14 protein-coding genes are annotated in these 17834 nt (G+C 67.1%); 7 read left to right on the top strand and 7 right to left on the bottom strand.

Translation table 11 applies throughout. The features are described 5' to 3' along the window. Positions 1-73: 73 nt before the first annotated feature. Both mtnA and B0684_RS09940 read right to left on the bottom strand, forming a co-directional pair. Positions 74-1150 carry an S-methyl-5-thioribose-1-phosphate isomerase gene (gene mtnA, locus B0684_RS09945; RefSeq protein ID WP_018176815.1) on the bottom strand — a complete coding sequence of 359 codons (1077 nt, stop codon included), beginning with the start codon at positions 1148-1150 and terminating at the stop codon, positions 74-76. Between the two features lie 9 nt (positions 1151-1159). Then, entirely contained in the window at positions 1160-3463 is a 2304-nt protein-coding gene (locus B0684_RS09940; protein ID WP_018650152.1) for a DNA internalization-related competence protein ComEC/Rec2, read from the bottom strand. A 215-nt stretch (positions 3464-3678) separates the two neighbouring features. Between B0684_RS09940 and B0684_RS09935 the strand changes: the two genes are divergently transcribed. After that, on the top strand, positions 3679-4275 hold the full coding sequence (locus tag B0684_RS09935) for a DUF2062 domain-containing protein (protein WP_018176817.1): 597 nt from the start codon (positions 3679-3681) through the stop codon (positions 4273-4275). A gap of 61 nt (positions 4276-4336) precedes the next feature. On the opposite strand, the gene B0684_RS09930 is transcribed toward B0684_RS09935, so the two are convergent. Together B0684_RS09930 and B0684_RS09925 are read right to left on the bottom strand one after the other, a co-directional pair. After that, positions 4337-5059 carry an ABC transporter ATP-binding protein gene (locus B0684_RS09930; protein ID WP_018176818.1) on the bottom strand — a complete coding sequence of 241 codons (723 nt, stop codon included), beginning with the start codon at positions 5057-5059 and terminating at the stop codon, positions 4337-4339. Beyond that, positions 5052-6302 (bottom strand): lipoprotein-releasing ABC transporter permease subunit, encoded by a 1251-nt coding sequence (locus tag B0684_RS09925; protein WP_018145718.1) that lies wholly within the window; start codon positions 6300-6302, stop codon positions 5052-5054. The genes B0684_RS09930 and B0684_RS09925 overlap by 8 nt, the downstream gene beginning before the upstream one ends. A gap of 144 nt (positions 6303-6446) precedes the next feature. Between B0684_RS09925 and B0684_RS09920 the strand changes: the two genes are divergently transcribed. The 5 genes from B0684_RS09920 (at position 6447) to B0684_RS09900 (ending at position 13121) form a co-directional block, all read left to right on the top strand. Then, on the top strand, positions 6447-6779 hold the full coding sequence (locus B0684_RS09920; RefSeq protein ID WP_018176819.1) for a hypothetical protein: 333 nt from the start codon (positions 6447-6449) through the stop codon (positions 6777-6779). Then, complete coding sequence (locus tag B0684_RS09915; protein WP_018650154.1) at positions 6776-7849, top strand: agmatine deiminase family protein; 1074 nt, start codon at positions 6776-6778, stop codon at positions 7847-7849. The genes B0684_RS09920 and B0684_RS09915 overlap by 4 nt, the downstream gene beginning before the upstream one ends. Before the next feature lie 22 nt (positions 7850-7871). Then, positions 7872-8768, top strand: a complete 897-nt coding sequence (locus B0684_RS09910) for a carbon-nitrogen hydrolase (protein WP_018176821.1) — start codon at positions 7872-7874, stop codon at positions 8766-8768. A 204-nt stretch (positions 8769-8972) separates the two neighbouring features. Next, positions 8973-12443 (top strand): transcription-repair coupling factor, encoded by a 3471-nt coding sequence (gene mfd, locus B0684_RS09905; protein ID WP_018145722.1) that lies wholly within the window; start codon positions 8973-8975, stop codon positions 12441-12443. Beyond that, positions 12444-13121: a CsiV family protein gene (locus B0684_RS09900; RefSeq protein WP_018169746.1), complete on the top strand. Its 678-nt coding sequence runs from the start codon at positions 12444-12446 to the stop codon at positions 13119-13121. A 30-nt stretch (positions 13122-13151) separates the two neighbouring features. Here B0684_RS09900 and B0684_RS09895 read toward each other — a convergent pair whose 3' ends face one another. From B0684_RS09895 to B0684_RS09885, 3 genes are read right to left on the bottom strand one after another with little or no spacing between them, the layout of a single operon-like run. Beyond that, positions 13152-14117 carry a S49 family peptidase gene (locus B0684_RS09895; protein ID WP_018169745.1) on the bottom strand — a complete coding sequence of 322 codons (966 nt, stop codon included), beginning with the start codon at positions 14115-14117 and terminating at the stop codon, positions 13152-13154. A gap of 13 nt (positions 14118-14130) precedes the next feature. Beyond that, entirely contained in the window at positions 14131-14826 is a 696-nt protein-coding gene (locus tag B0684_RS09890) for an HAD family hydrolase (RefSeq protein ID WP_018176822.1), read from the bottom strand. Next, complete coding sequence (locus B0684_RS09885) at positions 14823-15803, bottom strand: RluA family pseudouridine synthase (RefSeq protein WP_018176823.1); 981 nt, start codon at positions 15801-15803, stop codon at positions 14823-14825. Before B0684_RS09885 ends, B0684_RS09890 begins: the two co-directional genes overlap by 4 nt. A 435-nt stretch (positions 15804-16238) precedes the next feature. On the opposite strand from B0684_RS09885, the gene B0684_RS09880 reads away from it, so the two are divergent. Further along, the coding region (locus B0684_RS09880) for an Rne/Rng family ribonuclease (RefSeq protein WP_143592458.1) at positions 16239-17834 on the top strand (1596 nt) is incomplete at its 3' end.

Genomic DNA, 17834 nt, shown 5'->3' with positions numbered 1-17834 from the left:
TTCTCCCCTCAAAACGGTTCTCCGAGGCTCTCAGGCCCGAGGGCGGCCGGTGCCGGCCCCATTTTCCCGGGTGTCAGGCCCCGGTCGTGGTGGATTCCGCGGCAGCGGGCTCGCGCAGTGTGGCCAGGCGCTCCCGCGTCGGGGTCTCGACCACACCACGTTCGGTGACGATGGCATCGATCAGGTCCGCCGGGGTCACGTCGAAGGCCGGGTTGTATCCCCGCGCACCGTCGGCGGCCACGCGCTGGCCGGCCAGCGCCAGCACCTCGTCCTCGCCGCGCTGCTCGATGGGGATGCCCGATCCGTCTGCCATCTCGAAGTCGATGGTCGCCACGGGCGCCGCAACCATGAAACGCACCCCGTGGGCCCGCGCCAGCAACGCCAGGCCATAGGTGCCGATCTTGTTGGCGGTATCGCCGTTGGCGGCAATTCGGTCCGCCCCGACGATCACCCAGCCCACCCGGCCGGAGCGCAACAGGCTGGCCGCCGCACCCTCGCACAGCACCTGCACCGGAATGCCGTCGTGCACCAGTTCCCAGGCGGTCAGTCGGCTGCCTTGCAGCCAGGGGCGGGTCTCGTCGGCAAACACCTCCTTGATACGCCCGGCATCCCAGGCGGCCCGGATCACACCGAGCGCGGTGCCATAGCCCCCGGTTGCCAGCGAACCCGTATTGCAGTGGGTCAGCACGCCGCGACCCGGCTCGATCAATTGCGCACCCAGGGCGCCCAATTGCCGATTGCCGGCAATGTCCGCCTCCAGCATCCGCTCGGCTACCGCCCGGGTCTCGCTCACGGCCGCATCTACTGACTGGCTGGCGGCCACGACCGCCTGCATGCGATCCAGCGCCCAGAACAGATTCACCGCTGTCGGGCGCGAACCGCGCAGGGTCTCGATATCGGCGGCTACACACGCACGCCAGTCGTGCTGACCTGCCACGCGCTGGCAAGCCAGCACCACACCGAATGCCGCAGTGATGCCGATCGCCGGCGCCCCGCGCACGACCATGTCGCGGATCGCCACGGCGACGGCGGGCGCGTCCTGATAGGTTTGCCAGACGCTCTCCTGCGGGAGGCGGCGCTGGTCCAGCAACTGGAGCGCGCCCTCGCGGAAGCGGATGGGACGGATGGTGTCGGAATGTTCGCGATTCATCCAGTCATTCTACCAGCGTGTCTCGTCCGTCGGCGTGGGGGTGCAACCCTCCTGCCCGCGCAAGGGTGGCAAGGGCGCAGGCTGCCAGAGCCTCCGGTGGCGGGCCCGATGACCGGGCCCCACCTCCAGCTCCGAGTTCGCTTCCAGGCGCAAGGCGCCATGCAGCCCGGTCTCCTGCAGTGGCACACAGGCCGCCTTCAGACGTTCGCGGACAGCGGCCTCCAGACCGCGCCCGCGCCCATCGGTACTCGCCCAGGCGATGCGCGGCGGCGCATCCACCAGCCAGCCCCGGCTCAAGCTGCCCGTGCCAGCCCCGCGCGGCAGCACCAGAAGATCACTGGCACGCCCGTCCGGCACATCACGCATCAGCACTGCCTCGCCCAGTCCTCCGAGCCCGCCCGTCAGCAGCAGACGGACGCCACCGGCCGTCTCCACCGCCAGCACGCAGGAGGCCGAGGCGCTGCCATCCCATCCGGGCGGCGGGTGCAGCACTTCGAATCGCACCGCGTCCCATTCCCAGCGCTCTCCGACCTCGCACGCCCGCTCATCGGCCTCTGCCGGCACCCGTCGCAGGGTCTCGACCACGGGTATGGAATCCCCGACCCCGGCGCTGCCTCCGGCGTGCGCGGCGTGTTCGTGGCTGAGGATCATGCGATCCAGCCGGCGCACCCCCTCGGCCCGAAGGGTCGGGACCACAATCTGCTCACCCGCGCTGTAGCCACCCGCACGCCCGGGACCCGCATCGAACAACAGGTTGTGGTTACGCGTCTGCAGCAAGGCCGACTGCCCGTTCCCGACATCCATCAGGAGCACGTGCACGGCACCCGGCTCGATATCCGGTCGCATGGGCAAGGCCAGCGGCATGCCTGCGAGCACGACCCACAGGGCACCCAGACGCAGCCGCGGCTGCAAGGCCACGAGCACCGCGAGCCCGCCCAGCAGGCTCGCAGCCAGCGGGACCCGCCGCTCGTCCACCAGCACGGGCAATCCGGACAGGAGATCCAGCAACCCGACGAGCAGAGCCAGTACGCCGTCGCCCGCGTGCAGGAACGGCTGCCCCAAGGGGTCCCACAAGGCGGCCAGCCCTGCCCCGACCAGCAACACCGGCAGCACCAGCAGGCTGATCACGGGCACTGCCACCAGGTTGGCCACCGGCGCGACCCACGAACCCAACTGGAACCAGGCGAGACTGAGCGGGAGCATCGCCAGTGCCAGCATCACCTGGATACTCCCCGCCTCGCGCCAGCCCGGACGCCCCGAGCGCCCCTGCAACAACAGAAGAATGACCGCGACCGCGCCAAACGAAAACCAGAAACCGGGGGCCAGTACACTCGTCGGCTGCCACAGCACGACCGCGATCGCGGCCAGCATCAGACCTCGCCAGGCGAACGCCTCGCGGCGCCACAACAGGGCCGCCATGAAGGCCGCGAGCATGATCAACGCCCGTTGGGTCGGGATGCTGAAGCCGGCCAACGCGGCATACACCGCAGCCCCCGCCAGACCGGCCAGCGCCATGAAGGCCGCCTTCCGCAGACCCCGTTGCAGCGGCAACAAACCGCTCCAGACCAACCCCGACAGCAACCCGACAAAACCGGCAACCAGCCCTACATGCAAGCCGGAGATCGCCATCAGGTGGTTGGTTCCGGTGCGCAGAAAGGCCTGCCATTCCGGCGCGGTCATCCCCTGACGGTCGCCAATGACCAGGGCCTGCACCAGCCCCGGATGGCGCAACTCCGGGGCCGCGACTTCCAGCCGCCCGCGCAGCCAGCCGCGGACGCGGTGCAAGTCGGCCCGCCAGGGCCGTGCCGGTGCGGCCGACACTCCGTTCCCGATCGACTCCAGATCAAGCAACGTCGCGGAGCCATGCAGGCCCTCGCGGTAAAACCACCCCGCGCGATCGAATCCGCCAGGATTCGCGGGCCCTTCGGCCGGGCGCAGGCGCAGGATCATCTGGCCGCGTGTGCCTGCCTCGACCTCAGGCCGCGCCGGATACGCCGTCACCAGGAGTTCACGGGCAGCGAATTCTTCCGGCCCCGCGATGACCGCCTCCACCGTGACCCGGAACCGGCTGCGATGCCCGGCGTGTTCCGGCAAACTGGTGACCGTGGCAAGAACGGTGACCTCTTCTCCCGCAAGCGAAGGCGCCAAGGCCTCCTCGAGCCAGAGGTTCGCGGTCATGGAGACGCTCCCCCAGGCGACCACCACACCCAGCGCCATCGCCCATGGCACAGTGGCCCGGTAGCCGTATCGTCGCAGGCCGGCGCTAGCGCCTGCGGTGACCACGAGCAGCGCGAGCACCAGACCCGGGGCCATCGGAAGCGGCTCCGGTACCCGGTGTAGCCACCACGCCGTGACCAGAAGTCCGAGGGTGAAAGCGGTCACGTTGAGGCCCTGAACGCCCGGCCAACCGCGTGGCCCAAGACCCACGTGCCGGGCGACACGGGCATTCGCCGGCCCAAATCAGCGAGAATGGAACCCACATGCGCGGTCGCGAGCCCGCGCCAGGCGCACCATCGGCAACCCGGAACATGGCAAGACACATCATCAAGAAGATGTTTCCAGGCATGGAGCGCATGCGTGGGCACAAGGCGCTCGCCCCGCTGGGGCCGCGTCTGGGGTCGCCGGATCTGTGGCATCTGAACCGCCGCTCCGTGGCTGGTGCGTTTGCCGTGGGGCTCTTCGTGACCTTCCTGCCACTGCCCATGCAGATGCTGATCGCGGCGGCCGTGGCCATTATCGTCCGCGTCAATCTGCCGATTTCGGTGATCCTGGTCTGGATCTCCAACCCGATCACCATGCCGCCCATGTTGTATACGGCCTACACGATCGGGCGCAAGCTTCTGGACGAACCCCGTCGCGATATCCGCCTGGACTGGAGCTGGGAGTGGTTCAGCACGGAGTTACTGACCATCTGGCAGCCCCTGCTCCTGGGGAGCGTCCTGCTGGGCTCGGTCGCGAGCCTGTCGGGTTATTTGCTCGTCCGCTTCCTGTGGCGGCTGAACGTGGTCCAGCGCGTGCGCAGCCGCCGTTATCTGCGGCGGTTGCGCAAGGAACTGGCGGAACGCGAAGCCGCGGAACGCAGCGAAGAGGAAAAATCGAACAAGAAGCAACCGCCGTTGGACTGATCAACCGAGCCCGTTCAGGGTCCGATGCTGCCAGGCGCGCGGATGCGCGCTGCACGGGGGCCTATTCGTGGACCGCCGCCAATTGGCCGTCGAAGACCTCCGGCTCGAGGTGTCCCTTGACCAGCTGGACCGAGCGGTCCAGCTCGCGCGCCAGGGTGATGTCGTGGGTAACCAGGGCCAGCGCGGTGCCGGTGGAGCGATTCATCGCGCGCAGCAGCTCGAACACCTGCGCTGCCCGCTCCTGGTCCAGGTTCCCGGTCGGCTCATCCGCCAGGATGGCCGAGGGTCGGGTGACCAACGCACGGGCGATCGCGACCCGCTGACGCTCGCCACCGGAGAGCTCCGAAGGCTTGTGCTCCAGGCGGTGGCCCAGATCCACCTGCTGCAGCCAGTGGCGGGCCTCCTCCCGCGCCTTGCGGTTGGACATCCGCCGGATCAGCAGTGGCAGGGCCACATTCTCGGCGGCCGTCAGTTCCGGCAACAGGTGGTGGAACTGATAAACGAACCCCAGATGCTGGTTGCGCAGATGCCCGCGCCGCGCCTCGCTCATGCGGGTCCAGTCCGTGCCCAGCAAGCGCACCTCGCCGGCCGTCGGGCGGTCCAGACCACCGAGCAGGTGCAGCAGCGTGCTCTTGCCACTACCCGAGGCGCCGATAATCGCGGTCTGGTCCCCCGGCTGCAGGGCGAAATCGACCCCGGTCAGCACGGCCACATCCAGCTTGCCGTCGCGGAAACGGCGTTCCACGCCCAAGGCCTCGAGGACCGGGGTCTCGTGGTCAGTCATAGCGCAGCGCCTCCGCCGGCTGGGTACGGGCCGCGCGCCAGGCCGGGAACAGTGTGGCCACGACCGTCAGCAGGAAGCCCAGAATGCCGACCCGGAGAACATCCGACAGTTTAAGTTCAGATGGCAAGTCACTGATGTAATAGACTTCGGCGGACAGGAATTCGACGCCCACCAGCCGCTCGATAAAGGGCACGACGACATCGATATTGGACGCCAGCGCGACCCCGGCCGCGGTACCCAGGAGGATGCCGATCGCCCCGATCACGACCCCCTGGACCATGAAGATCACCATGATGCCTGCGGGCGACAACCCGAGCGTTCGCAGGATCGCGATATCCCCCTGCTTGTCGGTCACCAGCATGATCAGGGTCGAGACGATATTGAAGGCGGCCACCGCCACAATCAGCGAGAGGATGATGAACATCACCATCTTCTCCATCTGGATGGCGCGGAACAGATTCGCGTGCTGACGGGTCCAGTCGGACACCCGGAAAAGCCCGTCCAGCTGCGCCGCGACGTCGCGTGCAATCACCCCGGCCTGCATCATGTCGGTCAGCCGCAGCCGCAGCCCGGTAACCTGATCGCCCATCTGGAACACCGCCTGGGCATCCTCCAGATGGATGAAGGCAGTCCCCCGGTCGTATTCATACATGCCGACCTCGAACAGGCCGGACACCTCGAAGCGCCGCATGCGCGGCATCACCCCGGCCGGCGAGACCGAGGCCTGGGGAGCCATCAGGATGATCGAATCTCCGACCTGCACACGCAGTTCCGCCGCCAGTTCGCGCCCGAGCACGACGCGATAGCGACCGCCCTCCAGGCTCCCCAGCTCGCCGCGGATCATGTGCTCACCGATGCGCGCAACCCGTTCTTCCGCCTCCGGCTCCACACCGCGGATCAACGCCCCGGAGATGTTCCCGCGCGCACTCAGCATCGCCTCGCCCTGAACATAAGGGGCCGCGGCCACCACCCGGTCATCGATCTCCGGCGCCTCGCGCTGCAGGCGCTCCCAGTCACGCAGCCCTCCGTTGGCCTCACCGATGGTCGCATGCGAGGCCATCCCCAGGATGCGCTCGCGCAATTCGCGCTCGAACCCGTTCATCACCGACAACACGGTGATCAGCGCCATCACGCCGAGCACCAGCCCGATGATCGACACCACCGAGATGAACGAGATGAAGTGGTTACGCCGCTTGGCACGCGTATAGCGCAGGCCGATGGCAAGGGTCAGGGGGCGAAACATCGCGAAAGCATGCCAGAGATACCGGGTCGCGCCTATAGGGGAAGCCTCGGGGGAGGCATGGCGTCGCGGTTGACGCTACCATGGAGCCATCCAGCAAACGGAGAGTTGGTCATGCCAGGGAAATGCAACGCAGCGAACCCCACCTTGAAGTCCGGCGCACGCCGGGGCAGCACCGTGCGCGCCGCGGCCAGCGCCCTTGTACTGGCGCTTTTCGCCGGGGCCTTGGCCACCGCCTCGGCCGACATCCTGCGCAGCCCCGAAGGGGGGTTCACCGTAAAGGAACGTGAAGGGGCCCCAACCCGTGGTCAAAGCCAGTCAGCGGTCATCCGCCAGCACGGCGAGCCGGAACAACGCCACGCCACCGTGGGCGATCCGCCGATCACACGCTGGGACTATGCCGACTTCTCAGTGTTCTTCGAGGGCGAGTACGTCCTGCACAGCGCAGTGCGCAACGGATCCCGCTCCGACCGTCCATGAGTACCGGGGACGCCACCCCGGTGCCGCCCAAACGCCGCCTCCCCGCCGAGTGGGAGCCCCAGGGTGCGATCCAGCTGACCTGGCCGCATGACGCCACGGACTGGGCACCCGTCCTGGATCAGGTGCACCCGGTATTTGCCACCATTGCCGCGAGCATCAGCCAGTACGAGCCGGTCATCATCGTCGCGCGCGATCCCGAGCACATCGAGGAGATCTCCGGCTTCCTGACCGAGACCGCCATCCGGCCCGACCGGCTGTGGTTTGCCCTGGCCTCGAGTAACGACACCTGGGCGCGCGACCATGGCGCCGTCACGGTATTCGACGGCAATCAGCCACGCCTGCTGGACTTTACCTTCAACGGCTGGGGCGGCAAATACCCCGCCGATCTGGACGATGCGATCACTCGGGCCCTGGCCAGCCAGGGCGTATTCGGCAGCTGTGTACCGGAACCCACCGGGCTGATCCTCGAAGGCGGGTCGATCGAATCCGACGGCGCCGGCACACTGCTCACTACAACGCGCTGCCTGCTCTCCAGCACCCGCAACCCCGATCTGGATCGCACCGGGCTGGAACAGCGCCTCGGCAAATGGCTGGGTGCCGAACGGATCCTCTGGCTGGAACACGGGCAGCTGGAGGGCGACGACACGGATGCCCATATCGACACGCTGGCCCGCTTCTGCGCCCGCGATACGATCGCCTACGTCCAGTGCGACGATCCGCAGGACCCCCATCACCCCGAACTGCAGGCGATGGAACAGGAACTCCGGGCCCTGCGCCAGACCTCCGGAGAGCCCTACCGCCTGATCCCGCTCCCTTGGCCGGCCCCCATCGTCGAGGACGGCCGACGGCTGGCCGCCACCTATGCGAACTTCCTGATTCTGAACGGTGCGGTGCTCCTTCCGGTCTACGATGATCCCGCCGATGCCGTCGCCCGAGACCGGCTCGCCGGGGCCTTTCCGGGACGCGAGATCGTGGAGATCGACTGCCGGGCGATCATTCGCCAGGGGGGCAGCCTGCACTGCCTGACCATGCAATACCCTGCGGCCGCCCTCGGCATCCCGCAGGAATAACCTTCTGCACCGAGCACCCGCCATGCCCAACGACCCATTATCCGTCGCCCTGATCCAGCACCGCGATGCCGGGAGCGTCGACGCCAATCTCGACGCCACCGCGGCCGCGGTCACCGAGGCCGCCGCGAACGGTGCCCGCCTGGTCGTATTGGCCGAGTTGCACACCGGCCCCTACTTCTGCCAGACCGAGGACCTCGCCACCTTCGACCTTGCCGAGGCGATCCCGGGCCCGAGCTGCGAGCGCCTGGGCGCAATGGCACGGGACAACGGCGTGGTCCTGGTCGGCTCCCTGTTCGAGCGTCGCGCCCCGGGCCTCTATCACAACACCGCAGTGGTCTTCGAAACCGACGGCCGCCCGGTTGGCGCCTACCGCAAGATGCACATCCCGGACGATCCCGGCTATTACGAGAAGTACTATTTCACCCCGGGGGACACCGGCTTCGTCCCCATCGACACTTCGGTCGGTCGCCTCGGGGTCCTGGTCTGCTGGGACCAGTGGTACCCGGAGGCCGCCCGCATCATGGCGTTGTCCGGCGCCGAGCTACTGATCTATCCCACCGCCATTGGCTGGGACCCGCAGGACACGCCCGAGGAACAGGCCCGGCAGCAGGACGCATGGATGACCGTCCAGCGCGGCCACGCCGTTGCCAACAACCTGCCGGTGATCGCCTGCAACCGCACGGGGCACGAACCGGACCCCTCCGGACACGCGCCCGGGGCGAACTTCTGGGGCACAAGCTTCGTCGCGGGGCCCCAGGGCGAGATCCTGGCCCGCGCCGGCGAAGCGCAGCCGGAGATCCTCACCGTCGAGCTGGATCGCGGCCGGACCGAGGCCGTACGCCGCCAGTGGCCTTTTCTCCGCGATCGCCGCATCGATGCCTACGGCCCGATCCTGCAACGCTACATCGATCCCACCTGAGGTGATCAACACCCACTAGCGCGATCCGCCCCAGGTAATCCCCGGCCTTCTCCGTGATCTCCATGCCCTCCGCCGCAAAAACGCCCTTCAGCCTCACACAGCACAAACCGATTCGTCAGGGCGTCCTCTGGCTCACGCGCACCCGTCAGGCGGAATCCGTATAATCGCGGCCCTTTCCGCCCCTCCCGACCGAACAACAGGCCCATGTCCGAACAACGGCGCAACCCGCTCCATCCCGGCCGCCTCCCCGGCTCCGGCTTCGAGGTGTGGTCGGGGCTCAATGCCTCGGCGGCGACGCTCGCACTTTCGCGGAACGCCGGCGAGTTCGCCCGGCCACTTCTGGTGATCACGGAATCCAACGAGGCGGCCGACCGCTGGCAGGAAGAGTGGGAGTTCTTCGCCGGCGACCACGACCTGCCGCTGCTGCGCCTGCCGGACTGGGAGACCCTGCCGTTCGATGTCTTCTCCCCGCACGAGGACATCATCTCCGAACGCCTGCGCACGCTGTACCACCTGCCGGGGCTGGAACGCGGGATCGTGTTGATGCCGGTCTCGACCCTGATGCAGCGCCTGCCGCCGCGCGACTGGCTGACCACCCAGGGCCTTTCGCTGCAAACCGGCCAGCGCCTGGACCGCATGACCCTGCGCGAGAACCTCACCGAGGCCGGGTACAGCGCCGTTCAGCAGGTCATCAGCCATGGCGAATTCGCCGCCCGCGGGGAGATTCTCGACCTGTTTCCGATGGGCGCGGACGAACCCGTGCGCATCGAGTTCCTGGATGACGAGATCGACTCCCTGCGCCGCTTCGACCCCGAGTCGCAGCGCTCCACCGAAAAGGTCGAGCGACTGGAGATCCTGCCCAGCCACGAATTCCCGCTGAACGATACCTCCATCAGCGAATTCCGCACCCGCTACCGGGCGCATTTCTCAGGCGATCCCGCCAAGCACCCGATCTACCGCGACATCAGCGAGGGCCTGGTCCCGCCGGGTATCGAGGCCTACCTGCCGCTGTTCTTCGAGGGCATGGACACGGTGTTCGACTACTGCCCCGAGGTCCAGATGGTGCAGGTCGGCAACATCGCCGGGGCAGCCGAGGAGTTCGCCCAGGAGATCCATGACCGCTTTGAACAGCTCAGCCATCAGTATGATCGACCGCTGCTGCCGCCCGAACGGCTCTACCTGGACGTCGACGGCCTGGCCGGCGCACTGCGCGAGCACTCCGGCATTGCCTTGGGCGACCCGGCCGCCCCGCTCCCCGCGGGACGCGGCGCGGACATCGCATTTGCCTGCGACGCGCTGCCGGAACTCGGCATGCAGCAGGGCCGCGACGATCCAGCCCAGCCCCTGAAGGTCTTTGTCGAGGGGCAACAGCGCGTGCTCCTGACCGCGGAATCCGCCGGTCGCCGCGAGGCCCTGCTGACGCTGTTGCGGGACCAGGCCGTACCCCATCATGCCGTGGACGACTGGGACGCCTTCCTCACCGCCGAACCCGGCCTGTACGTCACCGTGGCCGCGCTCGGCGAGGGCTTTGTGCTGCCCGAGGGTGTGGCCGTCGCCCCCGAGGCCGCCCTGCTCGGAGAACGCGCGCGCCAGACCCGCGGACGCAACCGCACCACGCGGGACGCAGACGCGGTCATCCAGAACCTCAGCGACCTGACCATCGGTGCACCGGTGGTCCACGAGGAACAGGGCGTCGGCCGTTATCTCGGGCTGCAGACCCTGGACTTCAACGGCCAGCCTTCGGAGTTCCTGACGCTCGAGTACGCCGACGAGGCCAAGCTCTATGTCCCCGTGTCCTCGCTGCACCTCATCAGCCGGTATACCGGCGCGGATGCCGAGCACGCCCCCCTGCACCGGCTCGGCAGCGAGCAATGGGGCAAGGCGCGCAAGAAGGCGGCGGAAAAGGCGCGGGACGTGGCCGTCGAACTGCTCGATATTCATGCCCGGCGCGCGGCGAAACAGGGCACGGTCTTCGCTACCGACACCGCCGAGTATCACGCCTTCGCCGCCGGGTTCCCGTTCGAGGAGACCCTGGATCAGCAACAGGCCATCGACGCCGTGCTCGCGGACATGGCCGACACCCGCCCCATGGATCGCGTGATCTGTGGCGACGTGGGCTTCGGCAAGACCGAGGTCGCGATGCGCGCCGCTTTCGTCGCGGTGCAGAACAACAAGCAGGTCGTGGTCCTGGTCCCGACCACCCTGCTCGCCCAGCAGCACCACCAGAACTTCACCGACCGCTTCGCCGACTGGCCAGTCCACATCGAGTCGCTGTCACGCTTTCGCAGCGCCAAGCAGCAGGCCGCGGTACTGGAGGGCCTGAAAGACGGCAAGGTCGACATCGTGATCGGCACCCACAAGCTGCTGCAGGCCAACCTGGACTTCTCCAACCTCGGCCTGGTGATCGTCGACGAGGAACAGCGCTTTGGCGTGCGCCACAAGGAGGCGCTGAAGAAGATGCGCGCCGAGGTCGACATGCTCACGCTGACCGCCACGCCGATCCCGCGCACCCTGAACATGGCCCTGGCCGGCCTGCGCGATCTGTCGGTGATCACCACACCACCGCGCGACCGCCTGGCGATCAAGACCTTCGTCAACGAATGGAACGACGCCATCATCCAGGAGGCCTGCCTGCGCGAGATCCGGCGCGGGGGCCAGGTGTACTTCGTGCACAACGAGGTCAACACCATCGAACGCACTGCCCAGGGCCTGCAGGAGCTGTTGCCCGGGGCACGGGTCGGCATTGCCCACGGGCAGATGCGCGAACGCGAACTGGAACAGGTGATGCTCGACTTCTATCACCGGCGCTACAACATCCTGGTGTGCACCACCATCATCGAGACCGGCATCGACGTCCCCACCGCGAACACCATCATAATGAACCGTGCGGACAAGCTGGGCCTGGCACAGATGCACCAGTTGCGTGGCCGCGTCGGGCGTTCACACCACCGCGCCTACGCCTACCTGATCACCCCGCCTGAGAAGGCCATGTCCGCCGATGCCAAGAAACGGCTGGAGGCCATCGCATCGCTGGAGGACCTGGGCGTGGGCTTCACCCTGGCCAGCCACGACCTGGAGATTCGGGGTGCCGGCGAGCTGCTCGGCGACGAGCAGAGCGGGCAGATCCACGAGGTCGGATTCTCGATGTACAACGACCTGCTCAACCGCGCCGTGAATGCCCTGCGCTCCGGCAATATGCCGGAACTCGAAGGGCCCGCGGCTACCGGGACCGAGGTGGAACTGGGCCTTCCCGCCCTGCTCCCGGGCGACTACGTACCCGACGTGCACACCCGGCTGATCCTCTACAAGCGCATCAGCAGCGCACCGACCTCCGATGCCCTTCGCGAGCTTGAAGTCGAACTGGTGGACCGTTTCGGCCTGCTTCCGGACCCGGCCAAGGCCCTGTTCGAGGCCGCCCGTCTGCGGCTGAAGCTGACCCCGCTCGGGATACGCAAGCTGGAACTGGGCCCTGCTGGCGGACGCCTGGTTTTTGGCCCGAGTCCCAATCTGGACATCGCGGCCCTGATCCAGCTGGTGCAATCCGATCCGCAAATGTACAAACTGGATGGCCAGAAGGCCTTCCGCTTCTTTGCGCCGATGGAGACACTGGAGGCTCGGGCGCAGGCCGTCCTGCGCCTCTTGAACACCATCAGCCCCGAACAACAGGCCGCCTGAATGCGCAACGACCCATCCGAACCCCACAACCCCCTTCGACGCCGCCTGCTGGGCGGGCTGGCCGCCCTGCCCCTGGCTGGCGCCACGGGACCGGCCCTGGCACAGGCCGGACGCCAGTATCGCATCGAACTGGTGATCTTCGAGCATCGCACGGACGAGAGCCGTCGGCTGCAGATGGAGCTCGCCGCGCCGCGCGAGGCCATGCTCGGCGAATCCGAACTGGGCGGGCGGATCTATCGCGACTCACGCAGGGGCTTTGAACTGCAGCGCGTGGTACGCCGGGTGGAGGACTCCGGCGCCGGGCGCATCCTGGCGAGCCTGGCCTGGGATCAGACTGGACGCGACCACGCCTCCGCCCCCTGGCTGCGCGTGCAGCAGGGACGGCGAATCGGTACGCGTGATCTTCTGCGCGACGAGGCCGACCGGATGCCGCGTCCGCTGATGGAGGAACAGGACGAACGCTTCGAGCTGGAGGGCCGACTGCGTATCTGGGTGGGGCGATTCCTGCACCTGGAGACCGACCTGATCTACCACGTCGAGGATCCGCAGGGGGACCAGCCGCCGCGCGCGATAACGGTACGCGGCAGCCAGCGCATGAACTCCGGCGACGAACTGTTCTACCTGGACCATCCGGTGATCGGCATGATCGCCCGCGTCACCCGCATCGATCGCAGCTGACCCGCAGACTGGGAGGCCGGGCAGCGCGCCTCAGCGCCACTGCGGCGTGGTCTCCCAGCTCATCCATTGCTGGAAGGCCGCCATGCCGAGGTCTTCGAACAGCAACTGCAGCGCACTGCGCCGCGGCTTGAACTCCACCATCTTCTCCACACCGATCACGTCGCGCGCCACGCTGCGGTCCGTGCCGATGCCATCGATCAGGCCGAGCTCTACCGATCGATCGCCCGTCCAGATCAGGCCGTTGAACAGATCGTCGCGTTCGACCAGGCGATCGCCACGACCGGCACGCACCACGTCCACGAACTGCTCGTGCACGCCCTGCAGCACCCCGTCGAGGTGATTCACATGGTCATCGTCCAAGGGCAGGAACGGGTCCAGGAACCCCTTGTTCTCGCCGGCGGTAAACAGCCGTCGTTCCACACCGATGTTGTCGATCAGATCCACGAGCCCGAAGCTGTCCATGCGCACGCCGATCGAACCCACCATGCTGGCCTGGCTGGCATAGATCTCGTCCGCCGCTACCGCGATGTAATAGGCCGCCGAGGCGCCCACATCCCCAATGACCGCATACACGGGGATATCCGCGTGCTTCTCCTTTAGCCGCAGGATCTCGTCGTGCACGTTGGCGGCCTGCACCGGGCTTCCGCCCCCGCTGTTGATACGCAGCATTACCGCCTGGGTGCCAGCCGCCTCGAAGGCCTCTTTCAGCACCTTGGAGATGTCCTCGGCATTGGCCGCCGCGCTGGAGGCAATCAGCCCCTCGACTTCGACCACGGCCACGTGTTCGGTGGGCTCGCGTTCGCTCTCGAACATCCCCGAAAGCCCCAGATCGCCGCCGCGCACCAGGATCAGCAGCGCGACCAGGTAGAAGAAGAACAACAGCTTGAAGAAGATGCCCCAGCGTCGGGCCCGGCGTTGCTCGATCACCTGTGCCTGGACCAGATTCTCCAGGGCCTCGCGTTCCCAGCCCGGTTTGTTCTCGTTCGCCCAGCCCATCGTCATTCCTTTTCTAAGTTGTACCTTCAGCCCGCCGGAACGCCTCAAGCAGCGATTCCAGATCCGGCTGCAAGGCCAGGGGGGATTCGTCACTCAGGCGTTCCGGCGAATGCACCCCGTGGGTGACAGCCACGGCCGGTACTCCAGCATGCCGCGCCATTTCGAGATCATAAACGCTATCACCGACCATGCGCGTGCGGGCCGGTTCCACCCCCGCGCGCCCCATCACGGACTGGAGCATGGACGGATTCGGCTTCGACGGGTATTCATCGCCCGTGGCGGTTGCCATGAAGTACCTGCCCAGACCGGTCGCCTCCAGGGCCTGGTCCAGTCCCCGTCGCGATTTGCTGGTCGCCACGGCCAGCAGGATCTCGCGCGCATCCAGCCAGTCGAGCAGGTCGCTCACGCCGGCGAACAGCGGGGTCTCCGGGGCATCGTCAGCCGCCAGATAACACTCGCGATAGGTGTCGGAAAAGTGCTGCACGAAGGCATCATCGGCGTCCGGGTAGAGCTCGCGGACCGCTGCCTGAACCCCGAGCCCGATAATATTGCGCAGCGTCGCCTCGTCCCGCACCGGGGCACCGGTATCCTTCGCCGCACGCTGCAGGCAGTGCACGATCCGGCGAGGCGAGTCCATCAGCGTTCCATCCCAGTCAAACACAACCAGGCGCAGGTCGCCCTCCTCCGGTGGCAGCAACGGGGTCATCATGCGTCGTCCTCGCCTCCGGCATCCAGGCTCGCGAGCACCGCGGTCAGCTCGTCCGGCAACGGGGCGGAGAAGATATGTCGCTCGCCGTCCGCCGACTGGTATGCCAGTGCCTGTGCGTGCAGGAACAGCCGTTTCAGCCCATGGCGCCGCAGGCTGCGATTGGCATCCGGCAAGCCGTAGTCGTGATCGCCCCCCACCGGATGGCCGATCGACTGACCGTGGACGCGAATCTGGTGCGTGCGGCCGGTCCCGATCTTCACCCCCGCCAACTGGAAGGCACCGTGCGCCTCCAGCGGCACAAAGACGCTCCGGGCTTCCCGTGCCCGCGGCCCGTCGCTGTCGGTCTCGCCCGCACGCATCCGGCGGCGGCCGTCTTCCTGTCGGCCACTGGCGACCGGGGCATCGCATTCGATGGTCTGTCCGCCCGCGAACTGCCCCACCAGCAGCGCCAGGTAGCGCTTCTCGACCCGCCCTTCACGCAACGCGGCATGGAACTCTTGCAGCGCCGAGCGGCGCTTGGCCAGCAGCAGGCAGCCACTGGTCTCGCGATCCAGGCGGTGCCCCAGTTCCAGCTCGATATCCGGCCGTAACTGGCGCATCGCCTCGATAATGCCAAACGCCAGCCCGCTCCCGCCGTGCACCGCCAGGCCGGACGGCTTGTCCAGCACCAGCACATCGTCATCCTCGTGGATAATCGCCCGACGCAACCGGTCCAGTACCTTCGGCGGGATCTCGCTGCTGGCCACCTCCGGTCGATCCAGATCCGGCACCCGGACCTCGTTGCCGACCGCCAGGCGCTTGTGGGCCTTGGCCCGGCGCCCATCCACCCGCACGGCACCCTGACGGACCAGGCGGTAGATCAGGCCCTTGGGCACGCCCTTCAGTTCGCGGAGCAGGAAGTTGTCGAGCCGCTGACCGTCACCACGCTCGGTGACCTGGAAGGTACGTGGGCCGGAGGGTTCGCGCGTTGCTTTCATGGCGCGGGATGCTACCGGAGCCGCGCTCACCGGGCTACTGCACCCATCCCCCTTGCGGGCGGAAAAACTTGCCCGGACGGGGGGTTATGCCCTACATTGGCCCACGGTACGTTGCTGTGCTACGCCTGCAACGCGCCTCGAATCACCCGCCGCTTCGATCCACAGGCTGAACGCAGCCTCCGGTCGAAGGGCCATCGCCACAAAGCGACACTGTGACGCTATTTCTTCTAACCCAGTCCTGTCTCCCCGGCTACGCCTCCCGCAGGCGACTGATCCCGTGGTTGCTGGTGAACACCTGGCTGGCGCGTTGGCTTGTGCTACGCGCCGCCGCTGCGAGCACGCGTGCGCAAGCGTTGCCGTGCCGCCGCTCGATCGCCGCACCCCGGACCCCGATCTTCCCCGCCGGACGCCAGGACGCCCTACCGAGTCCAATGCATGAAACGCATCCTGATCAATGCCACGCAGCCGGAAGAGTTGCGGGTCGCCATGGTCGACGGCCAGCGGCTGTACGACCTGGATATCGAACTGCCTTCGCGCGAACGCAAAAAGGCGAACATCTACAAGGCCAAGATCACCCGCGTCGAACCGAGCCTGGAGGCCGCGTTCGTCAACTTTGGTGCTGATCGCCACGGCTTCCTCCCGTTCAAGGAGATCGCTCATTCCGCGGTTGGCGCCCCTGCCGACAGCGACAAGCCAATCCGCGACTTCCTGAAGGAAGGCACGGAACTCCTCGTCCAGGTGGAAAAGGAAGAGCGCGGCAACAAGGGTGCCGCGCTGACTACCTACATCAGCCTGGCCGGCCGTTATCTGGTCCTGATGCCCAACAACCCGAAGGCCGGTGGAGTCTCGCGCCGCATCGAGGGCGAAGACCGCGCCTCCCTGCGTGACGCACTCTCCGGACTGACGATGCCCGACGGCATGGGCGTAATCGCCCGTACCGCGGGCGTCGGGCGTACCACCGAAGAGCTCCAGTGGGATCTGGATTACATGACTGCCCTGTGGGCGGCGGTCACCGAAGCGGCGGAAAAGGCCAAGACCCCGGCGCTGATCCACCAGGAAAGCAACGTCATCATCCGCGCCCTGCGCGACCACATGCGCAACGACGTCGGCGAGGTCATCATCGATGACAACGACGTTTACCAGCAGGCCGAGGAATTCGTTCGTCTGGTCATGCCCAACAGCCTGCGCAAGCTCAAGCGCTACGACGACCCGGTCCCGCTGTTCAATCGTTACCAGATCGAGAGCCAGATCGAGAGCGCATTCGACCGCGACGTCACCCTGCCCTCCGGCGGTGCGCTGGTCATCGACCACACCGAAGCCCTGATCTCCATCGACGTCAACTCTGCGCGCTCGACCAAGGGTGGCGACATCGAGGAGACCGCCTTCCACACCAACCTGGAGGCGGCGGAAGAAGTCGCGCGCCAGTTGCGCATCCGCGACCTGGGCGGCCTGATCGTGATCGATTTCATCGACATGAACGCCAACAAGCACCAGCGGGAGGTCGAAAACCGCCTGCGCGAAGCGCTGGAGATGGATCGCGCCCGGGTCCAGGTCGGGCGCATCAGCCGCTTCGGCCTGCTGGAGATGTCGCGCCAGCGCCTGCGTTCATCGCTGGGGGAATCCAGCCAGAACACCTGCCCGCGCTGCCAGGGTCACGGCCAGATCCGTAGCGTGGAATCCCTCGCCCTGTCGATCCTGCGATTGATCGAGGAAGAGGCGATGAAGGACCGCACGGGCCTGGTGATGGGTCAGGTCCCGGTCGACGTGGGCACCTTCCTGCTGAACGAGAAGCGCGAATCGATCAACGACATCGAGGAGCGTCACAAGGTCGACATCAGCATCATCCCCAACCCGCAGTACCTTACTCCACGCTTCGAGGTCCGCCGCGTGCGCGGCGACGAACGCGAAGAGGCGATCAGCGACCGCGGCTCGCACGAACTGGTGGAGACCACCGAGGACGAGAGCGATCCGCATCAGGAGCGCCGCAGCAAGGTCGAAAAGCCACTGGTCCAGGGCGTCAAGATGACCGGG

It is taken from the genome of Thioalkalivibrio versutus (genome assembly GCF_001999325.1).
GTDB classification, from domain to species: domain Bacteria; phylum Pseudomonadota; class Gammaproteobacteria; order Ectothiorhodospirales; family Ectothiorhodospiraceae; genus Thioalkalivibrio; species Thioalkalivibrio versutus.
Note: the sequence above shows the minus strand (reverse complement) of the source record. Positions and strands in the feature narration are given on the sequence as shown.